The organism is Streptomyces sp. NPDC048185 (genome assembly GCF_043202495.1).
In the GTDB taxonomy this organism is placed as follows: domain Bacteria; phylum Actinomycetota; class Actinomycetes; order Streptomycetales; family Streptomycetaceae; genus Streptomyces.
Genome location: NZ_JBIDAN010000009.1, coordinates 162,191 through 180,796, shown reverse-complemented (window position 1 = coordinate 180,796; position 18,606 = coordinate 162,191). Strand labels below are relative to the sequence as shown.

Genomic DNA, 18,606 nt, shown 5'->3' with positions numbered 1-18,606 from the left:
GTCAGCGCGAGACCTTGCCGGCCTTGATGCACGAGGTGCAAGCGTTCACGCGCTTCGGCGTCCCGCCGACCACGGTACGCACACGCTGGATGTTCGGGTTCCAGCGACGGGACGTACGGCGGTGCGAGTGCGAGATGTTGTTGCCGAAGCCCGGCCCCTTGCCACAGACGTCGCAGTTGGCAGCCACGGGTCACTCCAAAGACTTCAGATGCACTTACGGTTGATCCCGGCATGCCGGGACAGGATCTCGAGCGCGAACGGTCCGTGATCTGAGTGGCGGTGCCAGGGGGAAAGCCCGATCGGATCGGGCAACCGGAGCAGCATACAACGGCTGCTCCCGTACAACGAAACTACCATGGCGGTTCAGCGGCCCGCCCCCGGCCCTCTTCCGGTGGGCACCCTCCCGGGGTCTACGCTGCCTGCCACGTCCAGCAGCTCAAGGAGGCGCAGGTGGCGCAGGTGCCGCAGAGGTTCTTCGACGCTCTGGCGGTGCGTACCTGGTGCGGCCTGTCGCTGCGCGCGCTCGGCCGGGCACGCGAGGAGATCGACGCGATCAACGTCTACCCGGTCGCGGACGGGGACACCGGGACGAACCTCTATCTGACCGTCGAGTCGGCCGTGGCCGCCGTGGAGGCGGTCTTCGCGGCGCACGAGGTCGGCGGGGCACCGGCCGGGCCGGACACGGGGGCGGCCGGCGGTCCCATGCCGACGGCCGGACCCACGCTGGCCGACGCCGTCGGCGCCATGGCGCACGGGGCGCTGATCGGCGCCCGGGGGAACTCCGGGACCATCCTGGCCCAGCTGCTGCGCGGCCTGGCGCAGGTGCTCACCGAACGGGGCGGACCCACCCACACCGACGGCCCGGGTCTGCGGCTGGCCCTGCGGCACGCGTCCGACTCCGCCCGGCAGGCCGTGGCCCACCCGGTCGAGGGCACCGTCCTCACGGTCGCCTCGGCAGCCGCCGACGCGGCACAGGGGGCCGGGGACGACTGCGCGGCCGTGGCCCACGCCGCCTACGAGGGCGCCCGCGCGGCACTCGCCGCGACCCCCGGGCAGCTGCCGGTCCTGGAGCGCGCCGGGGTGGTGGACGCCGGGGGACACGGCCTGGTGACCGTGCTCGCCGCCCTGGTCGAGACGTTCACCGGGCGGACGCCGGCGGCGGGGGCGGCGGTCGTGCCGCACGCGCGCGTGGAGCACGCGGTGACGGCGGCCACCCGGGAATGCGCCCCGGCCGAGGGGGAGTGCGCCCCGGCCGACGGCCCCGCGGACGGTCCCGCCTTCGAGGTGATCTACCTCCTCGAGGCCGAGGACGCCGCCGTGGCACGGCTGCGGCGGCGGCTCGACGCGCTCGGGGACTCGCTCGTCGTGGTCGGCGGCGACGGACTGTGGAACGTCCACGTGCACGTCGACGACGCCGGAGCCGCCGTCGAGGCGGGCGTCGAGGCCGGCCGACCGTACCGGATCCGGATCACCCACTTCGGGCACGGCGACGTGCACACCACCGGCGCCGAGCGCCCACCGCGGGAACGGGCCCAGCGCGCCGTGGTCGCCGTCGTGCCCGGCGAGGGCCTGGCCGGGCTGTACGCCGAGGCCGGCGCCACCGCGGTGCTCGCGCGCCCGGGGGAGCCGCCCGCGAGCGGGGAGCTCGTCCAGGCCGTACGGCGGGCCCACGCGCGCGAGGTCGTGCTGCTGCCCAACGACGCCGAGCTGCGCCACACCGCCGCCGCGGCGGCCGAGCAGGCCCGCACCGAAGGCGTCCGCGTCGCCCTGATCCCGACCCGCTCCGCGGTCCAGGGCATCGCCGCGCTCGCCGTGCACGAACCCGACCGGCGCTTCGACGAGGACGTCGTGGCGATGACCTCGGCGGCCGGCGCCACCCGCTGCGCCGAGGTCACCGTCGCCGAGCACCGCTCCTGGACGACGGCCGGCATCTGCCAGGCCGGCGACGTCCTCGGCCTCATCGACGGGGACGTGGCCGTGATCGGCGCGGACGTCACGAGCGTGGCCGGGACCGTGCTGGACCGCATGCTCGCGGCGGGCGGCGAACTGGTGACGCTCGTCCTCGGCGACGGCGCCCCCGGGCCCCTCGCCGACACCCTGGAGGCACGTGTCCGCGAGGCCTACCTCGCCGTCGACACGGTCGTCTACCGGGGCGGCCGGCAGGGCGCGCTGCTCCTGATCGGCGTCGAGTAACGCGCTTCGTCCGGGCCGGGTGGACGGCAATGTCAGTGCGGTGGTGTGCAATGGATCTCGTGCCCGCACTGCAAGAACCCCTCAAGAAGGTGCTCGGCCCCGCCACCGCGAAGGTGATGGCCGAGCATCTCGGCCTGCTCACCGTCGGCGACCTCCTCCACCACTACCCCCGCAGATACGAGGAGCGCGGCCAGCTCACCCACCTCGCCGACCTCCCCATGGACGAGCACGTCACGGTGGTCGCCCAGGTCGCGGACGCCCGGCTGCACACCTTCGCCTCCGCCAAGGCGCCGCGCGGCAAGGGGCAGCGCCTCGAAGTGACCATCACGGACGGCAGCGGCCGCCTCCAGCTGGTCTTCTTCGGCAACGGCGTCCACAAGCCCCACAAGGAGCTCCTGCCGGGCACGCGGGCGATGTTCGCGGGCAAGGTCTCCGTCTTCAACCGCCGACTGCAACTGGCCCATCCCGCTTACGAGTTGTTGCGCGGCGACGCCGAGGGCGAGGAGACCGTCGAGTCCTGGGCGGGCGCCCTCATCCCCCTCTACCCGGCCACCGCCAAGCTGGAGTCCTGGAAGCTCGCCAAGGCGGTCCAGACGGTCCTGCCCAGCGCCCAGGAGGCCGTCGACCCCCTGCCGGACTCCCTGCGCGAGGGCCGCGGCCTGGTCTCCCTGCCCGAGGCCCTCCTGAAGATCCACCGTCCGCACACCAAGGCGGACATCGAGGACGCCCGCGCCCGCCTGAAGTGGGACGAGGCCTTCGTCCTCCAGGTCGCCCTGGCCCGCCGCCGCCACGCCGAGACCCAGCTGCCCGCCGTCCCGCGGAAGCCGAAGCCGGACGGCCTGCTCGCCGCCTTCGACGACCGCCTCCCCTTCACCCTCACCGACGGCCAGCGCAAGGTCTCCCGCGAGATCTTCGACGACCTCTCCACCGACCACCCGATGCACCGGCTGCTCCAGGGCGAGGTCGGATCGGGAAAGACCATGGTCGCCCTGCGCGCCATGCTCGCCGTCGTCGACGCGGGCGGGCAGGCCGTGATGCTCGCCCCCACCGAGGTGCTCGCCCAGCAGCACCACCGGTCGGTCGTCGAGATGATGGGCGAGCTGGCCGAGGGCGGCATGCTGGGCGGTGCCGAGAACGCCACCAAGGTGGTCCTGCTCACCGGCTCGATGGGCGCCGCCGCCCGCCGCCACGCCCTGCTCGACCTGGCCACCGGCGAGGCCGGCATCGTCATCGGCACCCACGCGCTGATCGAGGACAAGGTGCAGTTCCACGATCTCGGCCTGGTCGTCGTCGACGAACAGCACCGCTTCGGCGTCGAGCAGCGCGACGCCCTGCGCGGCAAGGGCAAACAGCCTCCGCACCTGCTCGTCATGACCGCCACGCCCATCCCGCGCACCGTCGCCATGACCGTCTTCGGCGACCTGGAGACCTCCGTCCTGGACCAGCTCCCGGCCGGACGCTCACCGATCGCCAGCCACGTCGTCCCGGCCGTCGACAAGCCGCACTTCCTGACGCGCGCCTGGGAGCGGGTCCGCGAGGAGGTGTCCAACGGCCACCAGGCGTACGTCGTCTGCCCGCGCATCGGGGACGAGGAGGACACTCCGAAGAAGAACTCCAAGCAGCAGGGGCCCGCCGACGGCGACGCCGACAAACGCCCCCCGCTCGCCGTCCTCGACGTCGCCGAACAGCTCGCGAAGGGCCCGCTCCAGGGGCTCAGGGTCGAGATCCTGCACGGCCGCATGCAGCCCGACGACAAGGACGCCGTCATGCGCCGCTTCACCGCGGGCGAGACCGACGTCCTGGTCGCCACCACGGTCATCGAGGTCGGCGTCAACGTCCCGAACGCCACCGCCATGGTGATCATGGACGCCGACCGCTTCGGCGTCTCCCAACTGCACCAGCTGCGCGGCCGCGTCGGCCGTGGCTCCGCCCCCGGTCTGTGCCTGCTGGTCACCGAGATGCCCGAGGCGAGCGCGGCCCGGCAGCGGCTGGCCGCCGTCGCCGGCACCCTCGACGGCTTCGAGCTCTCCCGCATCGACCTCGAACAGCGCCGCGAGGGCGACGTCCTCGGCCAGGCCCAGTCCGGCGCCCGCACCTCCCTGCGCGTCCTCGCCGTCATCGAGGACGAGGAGATCATCGCCGAGGCGAGGCAGGAGGCGGCGGCGGTGGTCGCCGCCGACCCCGAACTGACCGGCCTCCCCGGCCTGCGCACGGCCCTGGACGCCCTCCTGGACGAGGAGAGGGAGCAGTACCTGGAAAAGGGCTGAAGACACCGCCCCCAGGGGCGCGGGCAAGCGCGCCACCAGCCACACTGAACGTAAAAGCCGCCCACGACCAAGGACCCCAGATGACCCGCGTGATCGCCGGCAAGGCCGGCGGACGTCGCCTAGCCGTCCCGCCGGGAACTGGCACCCGCCCCACCTCCGACCGTGCGCGCGAGGGCCTCTTCTCCACCTGGCAGTCCCTGCTCGGCGGCCCCCTGGACGGCGAACGGGTCCTCGACCTGTACGCCGGATCCGGCGCCGTCGGCCTGGAGGCGCTCTCCCGCGGCGCCGGACACGTCCTGCTCGTCGAGGCCGACGCCCGCGCCGCCCGCACCGTCCGGGACAACGCCACGTCCCTCGGCCTGCCCGGCGCCGAGGTCAGGGCGGGCAAAGCGGAACAGATCATCCGCACCCCGGCCCCGGCCGAACCGTACGACATCGTCTTCCTGGACCCGCCGTACGCCGTCTCCGACGACGATCTTCGGGAGATCCTGCTCACACTCCGCACGGAGGGGTGGCTCACCGGGGAAGCGCTCGTCACCGTGGAGCGCAGCACCAGAGGCGGCGAATTCGGCTGGCCCGACGGCTTCGAGGCGATCCGGTCCCGTCGCTACGGCGAGGGAACGTTTTGGTACGGTCGCGCCGCCTCACCGTGCGAAGACGCACGATGACCGGACCGGAGAGCGAGGGAACTCAAGTGCGCCGCGCCGTCTGTCCCGGGTCGTTCGACCCCATCACCAACGGACATCTCGACATCATCGCCCGGGCCTCCAGTCTCTATGACGAGGTCTACGTCGCGGTGATGATCAACCAGGCCAAGAAGGGCCTGTTCGAGATCGAGGAGCGGATCGACCTCATCGGCCAGGTCACCGCCGAGTACGGGAACGTCCGCGTGGAGGCCTTCCACGGCCTCCTCGTCGACTTCTGCAAGCAGCGCGACATCCCGGCCATCGTGAAGGGCCTGCGCGCGGTCAGCGACTTCGACTACGAGCTGCAGATGGCCCAGATGAACAACGGCCTCTCCGGTGTGGAGACCCTCTTCATCCCCACCAACCCCACCTACAGCTTCCTGTCGTCTTCCCTCGTCAAGGAGGTCGCGACCTGGGGCGGCGACGTCTCCCACCTGGTGCCGCCGCTGGTCCTCGAAGCGCTCTCGGAGCGTCTGAGGAAGGACTGAGCACACCCCGCCCGCGCCCCGAACGGCCCCCGGAGACCGGCAATCCGTCACCCGGTGTCCCCGTGACACCCCAGGGTCGTACAGTCGTCCCGTCCGTCTCCAACACAGCTGTAGAGAGTGGCGAGCACACGGTGGACGTGCAGAAGAAGCTCGACGAGATCACCGCGATGGTCTCCGGCGCCCGCGCCATGCCCATGTCGGCCTCGTGCGTGATCAACCGCGCCGAGCTCCTCTCGATGCTGGAGGAGCTGCGCGCCGAGCTTCCCGGCTCCCTCGCCCAGGCCCAGGAACTGATCGGCGACCGCGATCAGATGGTCGCGCAGGCCCGTCAGGAGGCCGAACGGATCATCGAGAGCGCGCACGCGGAGCGCGGCTCCCTGATCGCCGACACCGAGGTGGCCCGCCGCTCCCAGGCCGAGGCCGACCGGATCCTCGCCGAGGCCCGCCAGGAGGCCGAAGAGGTCCGCGCCGAGGCCGACGACTACGTCGACTCCAAGCTCGCCAACTTCGAGGTCGTCCTCACCAAGACCCTCGGCTCGGTCGGACGGGGCCGGGAGAAGCTCCTCGGCACCGGACCCGGCCTCGACGAGAACGGCTACGAGGACGAGGACGCCCCCGAGCGCAGCCACGACCCGGAGACCCTGCGCCGCGACGCCGACACCTACGTCGACACCAAGCTCGGCGCCTTCGAGGCGGTCCTGGCCAAGACCCTGGAGGCCGTCGGCCGCGGCCGCCAGAAGCTGCACGGCCGGATCGCCACCGACGACCTCGGCGCCCTCGCCGACGACCTCGTCACCGTCCAGCACTCCAGCGACGCCGACTACCTCGCCGACCTCGCGGCCCTCTCGGACGCCCCCGCCGGGCAGCCGCGGCAGCGGGAGTACGGCGAGCAGCAGCCGGCGGCAGCGGCGCAGGCCGTCCCGGAGATGCCGTCGCAGCAGCCGGTCTACGGCTACGCGCAGGAGCAGCCCGACCCGTACGGCGGCTACCAGCAGCCCTACGACGGCGGGCACGACGCGTACGGCTACCAGCAGCAGACCGACCCGTACGCGTACCAGGGCTACGACCCCCAGCAGCCGGCCTACGACGCCCAGGGCTACGCCCAGCCCCAGCAGCCCCAGCAGCCCCCGCAGCAGCCGCCGGCCCAGCCCGGGACCCTGGACGAGACCAGCCTGTTCGACACCAGCATGATCAGCGCCGAGCAGCTGAGGGCCTACGAACAGGGCCGCGGGCTCTAGCCCGGGGCCGGTCCCGGCGCCGCCCCCGGGGGCGGATTGGGCCGAGAGCGAAAGGTCCAGTATCCTGGCTCTTCGGTCGCGCGTACGTCCGCGATCCACGCTGCCCGGGGACACCGCAGGGCGGCGTTCCCCCAGCTCGGAAGATCGAAAGCAGGAATGGCTCTGAACGCCCGCCTCGACCACCGGAACCCTCTCGTGTTCGACACGCACGAGCTGGGACGGCGTCCTGGTGCGCTGCAGCGCCTGAACCGCACGGTCGACGCTCCCCGGGACCTCGGTGTCGCGGGAGTCATCGGAGTGCCGGAAGGCGCCCCGCTGGAGCTCGAGCTCCGGCTCGAGTCGGTCTTGGAAGGGGTGCTCGTCACAGGCACCGCCCGTGCCAAGGCCGAGGGGGAGTGCGTAAGGTGTCTGGAGCCGCTGGAGCAGCAGCTCGAAGCGGACTTCCAGGAGATGTTCTCGTACCCTGACGCCGACGACCGGGGCCGCGTGAAGGCGGAACCGGCCGACGACGCCGAGGAAGACGAGGACAGGCTCTTCGTCGAGGACGGTCTGATCGACCTCGAACCCGTGCTGCGCGATGCGGTGGTGCTCGCACTGCCGATGCAGCCGGTGTGCCAGGAAGACTGCCAGGGTCTGTGCTCCGAGTGCGGGGTGCGCCTGTCGGACGACCCGGACCACCACCATGACGCCGTCGACATCCGTTGGGCGGCTTTGCAGGGACTCGCCGGTTCACTCGGAGACGGCGAGAAGGACGAGATGAGCGGCGCCGAACCTGGCGTCGACGAGAAGCAGGAGAAGTAGCCGTGGCTGTTCCGAAGCGGAAGATGTCGCGCAGCAACACGCGCCACCGCCGGTCGCAGTGGAAGGCTGCGGTCCCCACCCTGGTTGCGTGCGAGCGCTGCCACGAGCCCAAGCAGCAGCACATCGCGTGCCCGTCTTGCGGCACTTACAACAAGCGCCAGGTCCTCGAGGTCTGAGCGGCTGGTGAGAGGCACTGTGTCAGTCCCCAAAAAGGCGGAAGACGCCAAGAAGAAGGCGGACACCCAGGCCTCGTCCCACACGCTTCTGGAAGGGCGGCTCGGCTATCAGCTCGAGTCCGCCCTTCTGGTGCGTGCACTGACCCACCGTTCCTACGCGTACGAGAACGGCGGTCTGCCGACGAACGAGCGGCTGGAGTTCCTCGGTGACTCCGTCCTCGGCCTCGTCGTCACGGACACGCTGTACCGCACCCACCCCGACCTGCCCGAAGGCCAGCTGGCCAAGTTGCGGGCCGCGGTGGTCAACTCGCGCGCGCTGGCGGAGGTGGGCCGTGGGCTCGACCTCGGTTCCTTCATCCGGCTCGGCCGCGGTGAAGAGGGCACGGGCGGCCGGGACAAGGCGTCCATCCTCGCCGACACCCTCGAAGCGGTGATCGGCGCGGTCTATCTCGACCAGGGCCTCGACGCGGCCTCCGAACTGGTGCACCGCCTGTTCGACCCGCTGATCGAGAAGTCCTCCAACCTCGGTGCCGGCCTGGACTGGAAGACCAGCCTCCAGGAACTCACCGCGACCGAAGGGCTCGGCGTCCCCGAGTACCTGGTCACGGAGACCGGCCCGGACCACGAGAAGACCTTCACTGCTGCCGCCCGCGTCGGAGGCGTCTCGTACGGCACCGGCACCGGCCGCAGCAAGAAGGAGGCGGAGCAGCAGGCCGCGGAATCCGCGTGGCGGTCCATCCGCGCCGCGGCGGACGAGCGCGCCAAGGCCACGGAAGCCCCGTCGGCCGCGGACGTCGTCGCCGAGCCGAACGCCGGCGCACCGTCGGCCTCCGCCTGACCGCACCACAGCACAGCACGACCCGAGCGCCCGCCCCAGCCCCGGGGCGGGCGCTCGGGCCGTCCACCGGACCGTTCCGAGGGGAAGCCATGCCCGAGTTGCCCGAGGTCGAGGTCGTCCGGCGCGGCCTGGAACGCTGGGTCGCCCACCGGACCGTCGCCGACGCCGAGGTGCTGCACCCGCGTGCGGTACGCCGGCACATCGCCGGCGGCGACGACTTCGCCCAGCGCCTGAAGGACCACCGCATCGGCACCCCCAGCCGCCGCGGCAAGTACCTGTGGCTGCCGCTGGAGGACACCGGCCAGGCGGTTCTCGCCCACCTCGGCATGAGCGGCCAGCTGCTGGTCCAGCCGCACGAGGTGCCGGCCGAGAAGCACCTGCGCATCCGCGTCCGCTTCGCCGACACCCTCGGTACCGAGCTCCGCTTCGTCGACCAGCGCACCTTCGGCGGTCTCTCCCTGCACGACACCTCCCCCGACGGACTGCCGGACGTCATCGCGCACATCGCCCGCGACCCCCTCGACCCGCTCTTCGACGACGAGGCGTTCCACCAGGCGCTCCGCCGCAAGCGCACCACGGTCAAACGGGCCCTGCTCGACCAGTCGCTGATCAGCGGCGTCGGCAACATCTACGCGGACGAGGCGCTGTGGCGCTCCCGCCTGCACTACGAACGCCCGACCGCCACCCTCACCCGGCCCCGCACCGCCGAACTCCTCGGCCACGTCCGGGACGTGATGAACGCGGCCCTCGCCGTCGGCGGCACCAGCTTCGACAGCCTGTACGTCAACGTCAACGGAGAGTCCGGCTACTTCGACCGCTCGCTCGACGCGTACGGCCGCGAGGGCCTGCCCTGCCGCCGCTGCGCGACGCCGATGCGGCGCCGGCCGTGGATGAACCGCTCCAGCTACTTCTGCCCGAAGTGCCAGCGCCCGCCGCGCGCCGTGTCCTAGCCCCGGGCGTCGTACCGCTCACGCGACGCGAGCACCTCGTCCATGTGCCCCTCCAGGCACTGGATCAGCGTGATCAGGCGTCCGGCCACCTCGCGTCCCAGCGGCGTGAGTTCGTAGTCCACGCGGGGCGGGTTGGTGGGCTGGGCCTCGCGGTGCACCAGGCCGTCGCGCTCCAGCGCGTGCAGGGTCTGGGACAGCATCTTCTCGCTCACGCCGTCGACTCGGCGGCGCAGCTCGTTGAAGCGGAAGGAGCCCTCGGACAGCGCCCCGAGCGTCAGCGCGCCCCAGCGTCCCGTGACGTGCTCCAGAGTGCCGCGCGAGGGACAGCCCCGGGAGAACACGTCGTACGGGAGGTCCTGCTCCTCCGTGCGCTCCTGCGTGGTCGACATGTCCCCAGCGTACGTGAGCACAGCGCTGCCCCGCAGGGGGCGCCGCCCGCACGACAGCGCCCCGGGCGCCCGGCTCAGTAGCCGAAGTCCTGCGTCCACCAGGGGCCGCCCGGGCCGAAGTGGACGCCGACGCCCAGGGTCCGGAAGTCGCAGTTCAGGATGTTGGCCCTGTGCCCCGGGCTGGCCATCCAGGCGTCCATCACGGCCTGGGCGTCGGCCTGCCCGCGGGCTATGTTCTCGCCGCCGAGATTGTCTATGCCGGCCGCCTCGGCCCGGTCCCACGGGGTGGCGCCGGCGGGGTCGGTGTGGTCGAAGAAGCCCTGTGCCGCCATGGCCTCGCTGAAGTCCTCGGCCAGTGTGCGCAGCGCGCTGTTCGCGGCGACCGGGCTGCAGCCCGCGTCGGCGCGCTCGGCGTTGACGAGCTGGAGCACCCTCGCCTCGGCGGCGGCCTGCTCGGAGACGGTGCCCGCGGGTGCGGCGGTCGGGCGCTCCGGCTCCTTCGTGGCCGTCCGCGACGGCGTGGGCTGCCGCTCCCCGCTGGGCGTGGACGTCTCGGGTTCGGCCGTCTTCGACGGTGCCTCGGTGGGCGCGGCCGACGTCGAGGCGGAAGCCGACGGGGAGGGGGAGGACGAGGGCGAGGAGGGCGACGCGGAGGCGGAGGCGGAGGCGGACGGCGCGGCGGAGCGGCCCGCGCCGCGGCTCGCGGACGTGCCGCCGTCGAGGCCGGTGTCCGCGCTGCCGGAGGTGCCGCCCTGCTCGGCCGGGTTGTTGGTCGGGACGTCGGCGGACTGCACCCGGTCGCCGCCGCCGGCGCCGCCGATCCGGTAGTTGTCGAGGCCGGGCACCGCACCCGTGGCCACGGCGACCGTGCCGAGGGCCACGGCGGCGGAGATTCCGAGCAGGCCCGTGCGGACCGGAGCGACGGCCCTCTTCCTCCGGCGACGCCGCGACCCCGCGCGCTGTGCGCCGTCGTCGGGCGTGAAGCCGTCGCTGGGGAAGGGAACCGTACGGCTCGCCTCCGGACGGCCCTCGCCGGCCCGGTCGTCCGGCCCGAACAGGTAGGCGTCGCTCTTCGCGCGGGCCTCGGCGTACGCCTCGGGGTTCAGGTAGGGCGCGATGCCCATCGTGGGGCGGTCACCCGCGCCCCGGGCCGACGGCTGCCGGCCCTGTCCCGCGGAGCCGCCCGTGCGGTGGCCCTGCGCGGCGCGGCCGGCGGCGGAGCGTCGGTGGCGTCCCATGTCCTGGCCTTCCTGGTCCTCGCGGTCGTCGTGCCCTCGCGTTCACCACAGAACTCACACGATCGAGTGAGTTTCAACTGCGATTCATTGGGTGGGGACGGTACCGCATGGCGCCAGGGGGCGAAGTGTCCGGAGTGACATTGACTGGTTAGGTTGCACTCATGAGCGAGGATGTACGACTGGTCGCGTGGGTACGCGGACAGGTCCAGGGCGTGGGTTTCCGCTGGTTCACGCGGGCCAGGGCGCTGGAGCTCGGCGGGATGAGTGGTTTTGCTCTCAATCTGGCCGACGGGCGGGTCCAGGTGGTCGCCGAAGGCCCGCGGGAGCGGTGCGAGGACCTGCTCGACTGGCTGCGGGGCGACGACACGCCCGGGCGCGTGGACGGCGTCACCGAGATCTGGGACACACCTCGCGGCGGCTACGACGGCTTCGCCATCCGCTGACGGGGCACCGCGCGGAGCGCGTCGGGCGCCCGGGGAGGGGACGCGCCGAGGGGCCGGCGGAACGAAAACGAGCAGGTGGTTGCCAAGAACACCGACCTCGTGGCAGGCTCCCCACCCAGGATGATCGCCACGCCCCCACGGGGCCCGCAGGAGTCGCCGCGCCGCCGTTTCCCGGCCGCGCGCCCCGGGCACCCGTCAATACGGGGCGTGATCGTGTTGACCGTCAAACTTTTTGGTGAGACGCTGAAAGCCCCGCGCACCTTAGCTGTTTGGCATGGTTGAACGGCAGTAAAAACTCAAGAGTGCCAAGCACCGCGGGTGCGAATCCCTCACGACCCATCGACCCGCACCGCTTCGGTCGGTCACTCATTGTGGAGGACCATCCATCATGGCAAAGGCGCTTCTCGGTTACGTCGGCGGCTCCGACCCGCGACTCCTCGCCGAGATGCGACGGCTCCAGCAGCGCGTCCAGGACCTGGAATCCGAGCTCGGACGAATCCAGGCGGAGAACGACGCGCTGGCGGCTGCCGCTTCTCACGACAGGATCATGGAGAGCATGGAGAGCGTTGACGCACACCAGGCGGAGCCTGCGCTCACCTGATCACTGCATCGCTCCACCGACGGCACTGCAGTGGTCGGGCCGCCCGTACAACCGCTCAGTTGTCAGAGTTGCAAGGGACGCTTCGGCGTCCCTTCTTTCTTTGCCCGCCCCATCCGTCTCGTCGGCCTCGTCGGCGGCTCCAGCCCCGCCCGACCCTTCCCCCGTGCATCCTTTCACCCTCTTCAACGTCTGATGTGCCCTGCACGTTCACCTGTGAAACCGCGCTGGTTCACCGGTTCATGGAGTGAGACACCCCCGAAAGGTAGAGTCCGGCGGCGTGCACCTGAAGGCCCTGACCCTCCGCGGATTCAAGTCGTTCGCCTCGGCGACCACGCTCCGCTTCGAACCCGGCATCACCTGCGTCGTCGGCCCGAACGGCTCGGGCAAGTCCAACGTCGTCGACGCGCTCAGCTGGGTCATGGGCGAACAGGGCGCCAAGTCGCTGCGCGGCGGCAAGATGGAGGACGTGATCTTCGCCGGCACCACCGGCCGCCCGCCGCTGGGCCGCGCCGAGGTGTCCCTCACCATCGACAACTCCGACGGGGCCCTGCCCATCGAGTACGCCGAGGTCACCATCACACGGATCATGTTCCGCAACGGCGGCAGCGAGTACCAGATCAACGGTGACACCTGCCGCCTGCTCGACATCCAGGAACTGCTCTCCGACTCCGGCATCGGCCGCGAGATGCACGTCATCGTCGGCCAAGGCCAGCTCGACTCCGTCCTGCACGCCGACCCCACGGGCCGCCGCGCCTTCATCGAGGAGGCCGCCGGCGTCCTCAAGCACCGCAAGCGCAAGGAGAAGGCGCTCAGGAAACTGGACGCGATGCAGGCCAACCTGGCGCGCGTGCAGGACCTCACCGACGAACTGCGGCGCCAGCTCAAGCCGCTGGGCCGGCAGGCCGCGGTGGCGAGAAGGGCCGCCGTCATCCAGGCCGACCTGCGGGACGTCCGGCTCAGGCTCCTCGCCGACGATCTCGTGCGGCTGCGCGAGGCGCTCCGGACCGAGATCGCCGACGAGGCCGCCCTCAAGGAGCGCAAGGAGAGCGCCGAACGGGAGCTGGGCAAGGCGCTGCGGCGCGAGGCGGACCTGGAGGACGAGGTGCGCCGGCTCACCCCGCGCCTGCAACGCGCCCAGCAGACCTGGCACGAGCTCTCCCAGCTGGCCGAGCGGGTGCGCGGCACGATCTCCCTGGCCGACGCCCGCGTCAAGAGCGCCACCTCCACGCCCCCCGAGGAGCGGCGCGGCCGGGACCCGGAGGACCTGGAGCGCGAGGCCGCCCGGGTGCGCGAGCAGGAGGCCGAACTCGAAGCGGCCCTGGAGGCGGCCGAGCGCGCCCTCGAGGACACGGTCGCCCACCGCGCCGACCTCGAACGCGAACTGGCCCTGGAAGAGCGCCGCCTCAAGGACGTCGCCCGCGCCATCGCCGACCGTCGCGAGGGGCTCGCCCGGCTCAGCGGCCAGGTGGGCGCCGCCCGCTCCCGCGCGGCCTCCGCCCAGGCGGAGATCGAGCGGCTGGCCACCGCCCGGGACGAGTCCCGGGAACGGGCCGCCGCCGCCCAGGAGGAGTACGAGGCGCTCCAGGCCGAGGTCGACGGGATCGAGGCCGGCGACCAGGAACTCGCCGAGCGGCACGAGGCCGCCAAGCGCCGGCTGGCCGAGGCCGAGGCCGCCCGGAGCGCCGCCCGCGAGGCGGTCACCGCGGCGGAGCGCGAACGCGCGGCGACGCAGGCCCGTCACGACGCCCTCGCCCTGGGCCTGCGCCGCAAGGACGGCACCGGTGCGCTGCTCGCCGCACGGGACGGCCTCGGCGGGCTGCTCGGCCCCGCCGCGGAACTCCTCACCGTGACGCCGGGTCACGAGGTCGCCCTGGCCGTCGCCTTCGCGGCCGCCGCGGACTCCCTCGCGATGGCGTCCCCGGCGGCCGCCGCCGACGCGATCCGGTACCTGCGCAAGCAGGACGCGGGGCGGGCCGCCCTGCTGCTCGCCGGCGCCCCCGACGACGTACCGCACGAGCCGCGGAGCGAGGGGGCGCCGTACGCCGCCGACCTCGTCCGCGGGCCCGCCGACCTGATGCCCGCCGTACGGCGGCTGCTGCGCGGGATCGTCGTCGTCGGCACCCTGGAGGACGCCGAGGACCTCGTCTACGCCCACCCCGGACTGACCGCCGTCACCGCCGAGGGCGACCTGCTGGGCGCCCACTTCGCGCAGGGCGGGTCCGCCGGGGCGCCCAGCCTGCTGGAGGTGCAGGCGTCCGTGGACCAGGCCGCCGCCGAGCTGGCCGAACTGGGCGTGCGGTGCGCCGAGCTGGCCGAGGCCCAGGAGGCGGCCGTCGAACGGCGCCGGGAGTGTGCCGCCCTCGTCGAGGAGCTGGGGGAGCGGCGCCGCGCCGCCGACCGGGAGAAGTCGTCCGTCGCCCAGCAGCTCGGGCGGCTCGCCGGACAGGCGCGGGGCGCTGCCGGGGAGGCCGAGCGGTCCGCCGCGGCGGCCGAGCGGGCGCAGGAGGCGCTGGACAAGGCGCTGATGGACGTCGAGGAGCTGGCCGAGCGGCTCGCGGTCGCCGAGGAGACACCCGTCGAGGAGGAGCCCGACACCTCCGTCCGCGACCGGCTCGCCGCCGACGGTGCCAACGCACGCCAGACCGAGATGGAGGCCCGCCTCCAGGCCCGTACGCACGAGGAGCGGGTCAAGGCGCTCGCCGGGCGCGCCGACTCCCTCGACCGGGCCGCCCGCGCGGAACGCGAGGCACGCGCGCGTGCAGAACAGCGGCGGGCCCGGCTGCGGCACGAGGCGGCCGTCGCCGAGGCCGTCGCCGCGGGTGCCCGGCAACTGCTGGCGCACGTCGAGGTCTCCCTGGCCCGCGCGGACACGGAGCGCACCGCCGCCGAGGCCGCCAAGGCCCGGCGCGAGCAGGAGCTGGCGGCCGCGCGCACCGCGGGGCGCGACCTCAAGGCCGAGCTCGACAAGTTGACGGATTCAGTTCACCGGGGCGAGGTACTCGGCGCCGAGAAGCGGCTGCGCATCGAGCAGCTGGAGACCAAGGCGCTGGAGGAACTCGGTGTGGAACCGGCGGGGCTCGAGGCCGAGTACGGGCCGCATCAACTGGTGCCGCCCTCGCCCCCCGCCGAGGGCGAGCAGCTCCCCGAGGCCGGATCCGACAGCGGCTCCGCCGCGGGGGAGCACCCGGGCAACCGCCCCCGGCCCTTCGTGCGGGCCGAGCAGGAGAAGCGGCTGAAGGCGGCCGAACGGGCCTACCAGCAGCTCGGCAAGGTCAATCCGCTGGCTCTGGAGGAGTTCGCGGCGCTGGAGGAGCGGCACCAGTTCCTCAGCGAGCAGCTCGAGGACCTGAAGAAGACCCGCGCCGACCTGCTCCAGGTGGTCAAGGAGGTCGACGAGCGCGTCGAGCAGGTCTTCACGGAGGCCTACCGGGACACGGCCCGGGAGTTCGAGGGTGTGTTCAGCCGGCTCTTCCCCGGCGGTGAGGGACGCCTGGTGCTGACCGACCCCGACAACATGCTCACCACGGGCGTGGACGTCGAGGCGCGGCCGCCGGGAAAGAAGGTCAAGCGGCTCTCACTGCTGTCGGGCGGGGAGCGGTCACTGACGGCGGTGGCACTGCTCGTGTCGATCTTCAAGGCGCGGCCCAGCCCGTTCTACGTCATGGACGAGGTCGAGGCCGCGCTCGACGACACCAACCTGCAGCGGCTGATCCGGATCATGCAGGAGCTCCAGGAGGCCTCGCAGCTGATCGTCATCACGCACCAGAAGCGGACGATGGAGGTCGCCGACGCGCTGTACGGCGTCTCCATGCAGGGCGACGGCGTGTCGAAGGTCATCAGCCAGCGTCTGCGTCAGCCTGTGTAGACCGTCGCAAGCCGGGCACGTCAAATTCAACTCTTGAACACAAGGTCATCAAGGGCATCGCATAACTCACAGCTCTCGACCTATTGACTTCGAAACTTGAAGGCATAGTCTCTGCAACGTTGCTTTTACCTTCAGGTACCTACCAGTGGCACCTCGAAGGGCGAACCACCCCGGCAGCGTTGCCGGAAGCCCGAGGAGTACACGTGGCCAGCACAGCGCAGGCACCCAATCCAGGAGCCAGAACGGCTCACCCCGATCATCTCGGGCACGTCATCTTCATCGCGGCGGCGGCCGCGATGGGCGGTTTCCTCTTCGGCTACGACAGCTCCGTCATCAACGGCGCCGTCGAGGCCATCCGGGACCGCTACGACGTCGGCTCCGCGGTGCTGGCCCAGGTCATCGCCGTCGCGCTGATCGGCTGCGCGATCGGCGCCGCGACCGCCGGCCGCATCGCCGACCGCATCGGCCGCATCCGCTGCATGCAGATCGCCGCGGTCCTGTTCACCATCAGCGCCATCGGCTCCGCACTGCCCTTCGCGCTGTGGGACCTCGCCATGTGGCGCATCATCGGCGGCTTCGCCATCGGCATGGCCTCGGTGATCGGCCCGGCGTACATCGCCGAGGTCTCCCCGCCCGCCTACCGCGGCCGGCTCGGCTCCTTCCAGCAGGCCGCGATCGTCATCGGCATCGCCGTGTCCCAGCTGGTCAACTGGGGCCTGCTGAACGCGGCGGGCGGCGACCAGCGCGGTGAGCTGATGGGCCTGGAGGCCTGGCAGGTCATGCTCGGCGTCATGGTCGTCCCGGCCGTCCTCTACGGCCTGCTGTCCTTCGCCATCCCGGAGTCCCCGCGCTTCCTGATCTCCGTCGGCAAGCGCGAGCGCGCCAAGCAGATCCTCGAAGAGGTCGAGGGCAAGAACGTCGACTTCGACGCGCGCGTCGCCGAGATCGAGCACGCGATGCACCGTGAGGAGAAGTCGTCCTTCAAGGACCTGCTCGGCGGCAGCTTCTTCTTCAAGCCGATCGTCTGGATCGGTATCGGCCTGTCGGTCTTCCAGCAGTTCGTCGGCATCAACGTCGCGTTCTACTACTCGTCGACGCTGTGGCAGTCGGTCGGCGTCGACCCGACGGACTCGTTCTTCTACTCGTTCACGACGTCGATCATCAACATCGTCGGCACCGTGATCGCGATGATCTTCGTCGACCGCGTCGGCCGCAAGCCGCTCGCCCTGATCGGCTCGGTCGGCATGGTGATCGGCCTGGCGCTCGAGGCCTGGGCGTTCTCCTTCGACCTGGTCGACGGCAAGCTCCCGGCCACGCAGGGCTGGGTCGCCCTGATCGCCGCCCACGTCTTCGTCCTGTTCTTCGCCCTGTCCTGGGGCGTGGTCGTCTGGGTGTTCCTGGGCGAGATGTTCCCGAACCGGATCCGCGCCGCCGCCCTGGGCGTGGCCGCGTCCGCGCAGTGGATCGCCAACTGGGCCATCACCGCGAGCTTCCCGTCGCTGGCCGACTGGAACCTCTCCGGTACCTACGTGATCTACACGATCTTCGCCGCGCTCTCCATCCCGTTCGTACTGAAGTACGTGAAGGAGACGAAGGGCAAGGCCCTGGAGGAGATGGGCTGACCGCCCGCCCCGAGCTCGGGGAGAAGGGCCAAGTCCCCGCTGCCCCTCTCCTCGTACCGTGCCCCGCCCCCGTCCGGACACCTCCGGACGGGGGCGGCGGCGTCTTGTCGTGCCTCGGACGCCGGGCGTACGGAACCGGAAGCGCGGCCCCGGCCACCGCCCGGACGCGCAGCCGCGCACCCACGGCCGGACGGCCTCCGCCCTGGACGGGATCTACCGGTGGGAGTGGAAGGGCACTCCCGGGCTGGGGGCGAGTGGGAGGGCACGCCGGTAGGGGCAGGACTTCGCCGGGTCCGGTCGGTTGCCCGCCGCTGAGGGAGCGGCGGGGTATTTCCGGCCTGGGGAAGACGCCGGGCTGCCGACGGCGGTGCGAGCGGAGGGGCACGCCTGGTCAGCCGGCTAGGGGCGCTGGGCCGCCGCCGGGAGCGCGGGGCGGAGGACTCCGGACCGGGGGCGGACGCGGGCCGCCGTCGGGGAGCGGGCGGAGGCGCCTGGTCAGCCAGTAGGGGCCAGAACCCGCAGGGCTCGGTCGGTTGTCCGCCGGTGGGAGGAGGCGGAGGGACTTCCGGGCCTGGGCGGACGCGGGCTGCCGTCAGGGGGAGTGGGTGGGCGCGCTTGGTCAGCCGGTAGGGGCCAGAACCTGCCGGGTCCGGTCGGTTGTCCGCCGGTGGGAGGAGGCGGAGGGACTCCCGGGCCCGAGCGGACGCGGGCCGCCGTCAGGGGGAGTGGGTGGGCGCGCTTGGTCAGCCGGTAGGGGCCAGAACCTGCCGGGTCCGGTCGGTTGTCCGCCGGTGGGAGGAGGCGGAGGGAC

The 18,606-nt window shown here is 72.3% G+C and carries 16 protein-coding genes; 13 read left to right on the top strand and 3 right to left on the bottom strand.

What is annotated here, in order from left to right; genetic code table 11:
• Position 1 precedes the first annotated feature (1 nt).
• A complete protein-coding gene (gene rpmB, locus ACGF3H_RS25615; RefSeq protein ID WP_003993230.1) occupies positions 2-187 on the bottom strand; it encodes a 50S ribosomal protein L28 in 186 nt (61 codons plus the stop codon).
• Positions 188-450: 263 nt separating this feature from the next.
• Here rpmB and ACGF3H_RS25610 point away from each other — a divergent pair, with 263 nt between their 5' ends.
• The 9 genes from ACGF3H_RS25610 (at position 451) to mutM (ending at position 9,637) form a co-directional block, all read left to right on the top strand.
• Complete coding sequence (locus ACGF3H_RS25610; protein ID WP_362489105.1) at positions 451-2,193, top strand: DAK2 domain-containing protein; 1,743 nt, start codon at positions 451-453, stop codon at positions 2,191-2,193.
• Positions 2,194-2,243: 50 nt separating this feature from the next.
• A complete protein-coding gene (gene recG, locus ACGF3H_RS25605; protein ID WP_362489107.1) occupies positions 2,244-4,460 on the top strand; it encodes an ATP-dependent DNA helicase RecG in 2,217 nt (738 codons plus the stop codon).
• An 80-nt stretch (positions 4,461-4,540) separates the two neighbouring features.
• On the top strand, positions 4,541-5,128 hold the full coding sequence (gene rsmD / locus ACGF3H_RS25600) for a 16S rRNA (guanine(966)-N(2))-methyltransferase RsmD (protein WP_362489109.1): 588 nt from the start codon (positions 4,541-4,543) through the stop codon (positions 5,126-5,128).
• Positions 5,129-5,154: 26 nt separating this feature from the next.
• Complete coding sequence (gene coaD / locus ACGF3H_RS25595; RefSeq protein WP_362489111.1) at positions 5,155-5,634, top strand: pantetheine-phosphate adenylyltransferase; 480 nt, start codon at positions 5,155-5,157, stop codon at positions 5,632-5,634.
• Positions 5,635-5,765: 131 nt separating this feature from the next.
• A complete protein-coding gene (locus ACGF3H_RS25590; RefSeq protein ID WP_362489112.1) occupies positions 5,766-6,872 on the top strand; it encodes a cell division initiation protein in 1,107 nt (368 codons plus the stop codon).
• Between the two features lie 156 nt (positions 6,873-7,028).
• Positions 7,029-7,673 (top strand): DUF177 domain-containing protein, encoded by a 645-nt coding sequence (locus ACGF3H_RS25585; RefSeq protein ID WP_362489114.1) that lies wholly within the window; start codon positions 7,029-7,031, stop codon positions 7,671-7,673.
• Positions 7,674-7,675: 2 nt separating this feature from the next.
• Positions 7,676-7,849 (top strand): 50S ribosomal protein L32, encoded by a 174-nt coding sequence (gene rpmF / locus ACGF3H_RS25580; RefSeq protein WP_003951102.1) that lies wholly within the window; start codon positions 7,676-7,678, stop codon positions 7,847-7,849.
• Between the two features lie 7 nt (positions 7,850-7,856).
• The gene (gene rnc / locus ACGF3H_RS25575) at positions 7,857-8,687 is read left to right on the top strand and encodes a ribonuclease III (protein WP_362489116.1); all 831 of its coding nucleotides are present in this window, start codon (positions 7,857-7,859) and stop codon (positions 8,685-8,687) included.
• 89 nt (positions 8,688-8,776) lie between these two features.
• Positions 8,777-9,637 carry a bifunctional DNA-formamidopyrimidine glycosylase/DNA-(apurinic or apyrimidinic site) lyase gene (gene mutM / locus ACGF3H_RS25570; protein ID WP_362489118.1) on the top strand — a complete coding sequence of 287 codons (861 nt, stop codon included), beginning with the start codon at positions 8,777-8,779 and terminating at the stop codon, positions 9,635-9,637.
• Here mutM and ACGF3H_RS25565 read toward each other — a convergent pair.
• Both ACGF3H_RS25565 and ACGF3H_RS25560 read right to left on the bottom strand, forming a co-directional pair.
• Positions 9,634-10,026 carry a helix-turn-helix domain-containing protein gene (locus ACGF3H_RS25565; protein ID WP_362489120.1) on the bottom strand — a complete coding sequence of 131 codons (393 nt, stop codon included), beginning with the start codon at positions 10,024-10,026 and terminating at the stop codon, positions 9,634-9,636. The genes mutM and ACGF3H_RS25565 overlap by 4 nt on opposite strands.
• 74 nt (positions 10,027-10,100) lie before the next feature.
• A complete protein-coding gene (locus tag ACGF3H_RS25560; RefSeq protein WP_362489122.1) occupies positions 10,101-11,264 on the bottom strand; it encodes a CAP domain-containing protein in 1,164 nt (387 codons plus the stop codon).
• Positions 11,265-11,425: 161 nt separating this feature from the next.
• Here ACGF3H_RS25560 and ACGF3H_RS25555 point away from each other — a divergent pair, with 161 nt between their 5' ends.
• From ACGF3H_RS25555 to ACGF3H_RS25540, 4 genes are all read left to right on the top strand, one after another.
• On the top strand, positions 11,426-11,707 hold the full coding sequence (locus ACGF3H_RS25555; protein WP_362489124.1) for an acylphosphatase: 282 nt from the start codon (positions 11,426-11,428) through the stop codon (positions 11,705-11,707).
• A 388-nt stretch (positions 11,708-12,095) separates the two neighbouring features.
• Positions 12,096-12,308 carry a hypothetical protein gene (locus ACGF3H_RS25550; protein WP_003973418.1) on the top strand — a complete coding sequence of 71 codons (213 nt, stop codon included), beginning with the start codon at positions 12,096-12,098 and terminating at the stop codon, positions 12,306-12,308.
• Between the two features lie 277 nt (positions 12,309-12,585).
• Positions 12,586-16,173 carry a chromosome segregation protein SMC gene (gene smc, locus ACGF3H_RS25545; RefSeq protein ID WP_362489126.1) on the top strand — a complete coding sequence of 1,196 codons (3,588 nt, stop codon included), beginning with the start codon at positions 12,586-12,588 and terminating at the stop codon, positions 16,171-16,173.
• A gap of 203 nt (positions 16,174-16,376) precedes the next feature.
• Positions 16,377-17,795, top strand: a complete 1,419-nt coding sequence (locus ACGF3H_RS25540) for a sugar porter family MFS transporter (RefSeq protein WP_362489128.1) — start codon at positions 16,377-16,379, stop codon at positions 17,793-17,795.
• The last annotated feature ends 811 nt before the right edge of the window (positions 17,796-18,606 follow it).

Excerpts from the sequence above, each read along its gene's own strand:
- ACGF3H_RS25550 (WP_003973418.1), top strand. The coding sequence starts at position 12,096 with ATGGCAAAGGCGCTTCTCGGTTACGTCGGCGGCTCCGACCCGCGACTC.
- rsmD (WP_362489109.1), top strand. The coding sequence starts at position 4,541 with ATGACCCGCGTGATCGCCGGCAAGGCCGGCGGACGTCGCCTAGCCGTC.
- ACGF3H_RS25560 (WP_362489122.1), bottom strand. The coding sequence starts at position 11,264 with ATGGGACGCCACCGACGCTCCGCCGCCGGCCGCGCCGCGCAGGGCCAC.
- mutM (WP_362489118.1), top strand. The coding sequence starts at position 8,777 with ATGCCCGAGTTGCCCGAGGTCGAGGTCGTCCGGCGCGGCCTGGAACGC.
- ACGF3H_RS25585 (WP_362489114.1), top strand. The coding sequence starts at position 7,029 with ATGGCTCTGAACGCCCGCCTCGACCACCGGAACCCTCTCGTGTTCGAC.
- recG (WP_362489107.1), top strand. The coding sequence starts at position 2,244 with ATGGATCTCGTGCCCGCACTGCAAGAACCCCTCAAGAAGGTGCTCGGC.
- ACGF3H_RS25555 (WP_362489124.1), top strand. The coding sequence starts at position 11,426 with ATGAGCGAGGATGTACGACTGGTCGCGTGGGTACGCGGACAGGTCCAG.
- ACGF3H_RS25565 (WP_362489120.1), bottom strand. The coding sequence starts at position 10,026 with ATGTCGACCACGCAGGAGCGCACGGAGGAGCAGGACCTCCCGTACGAC.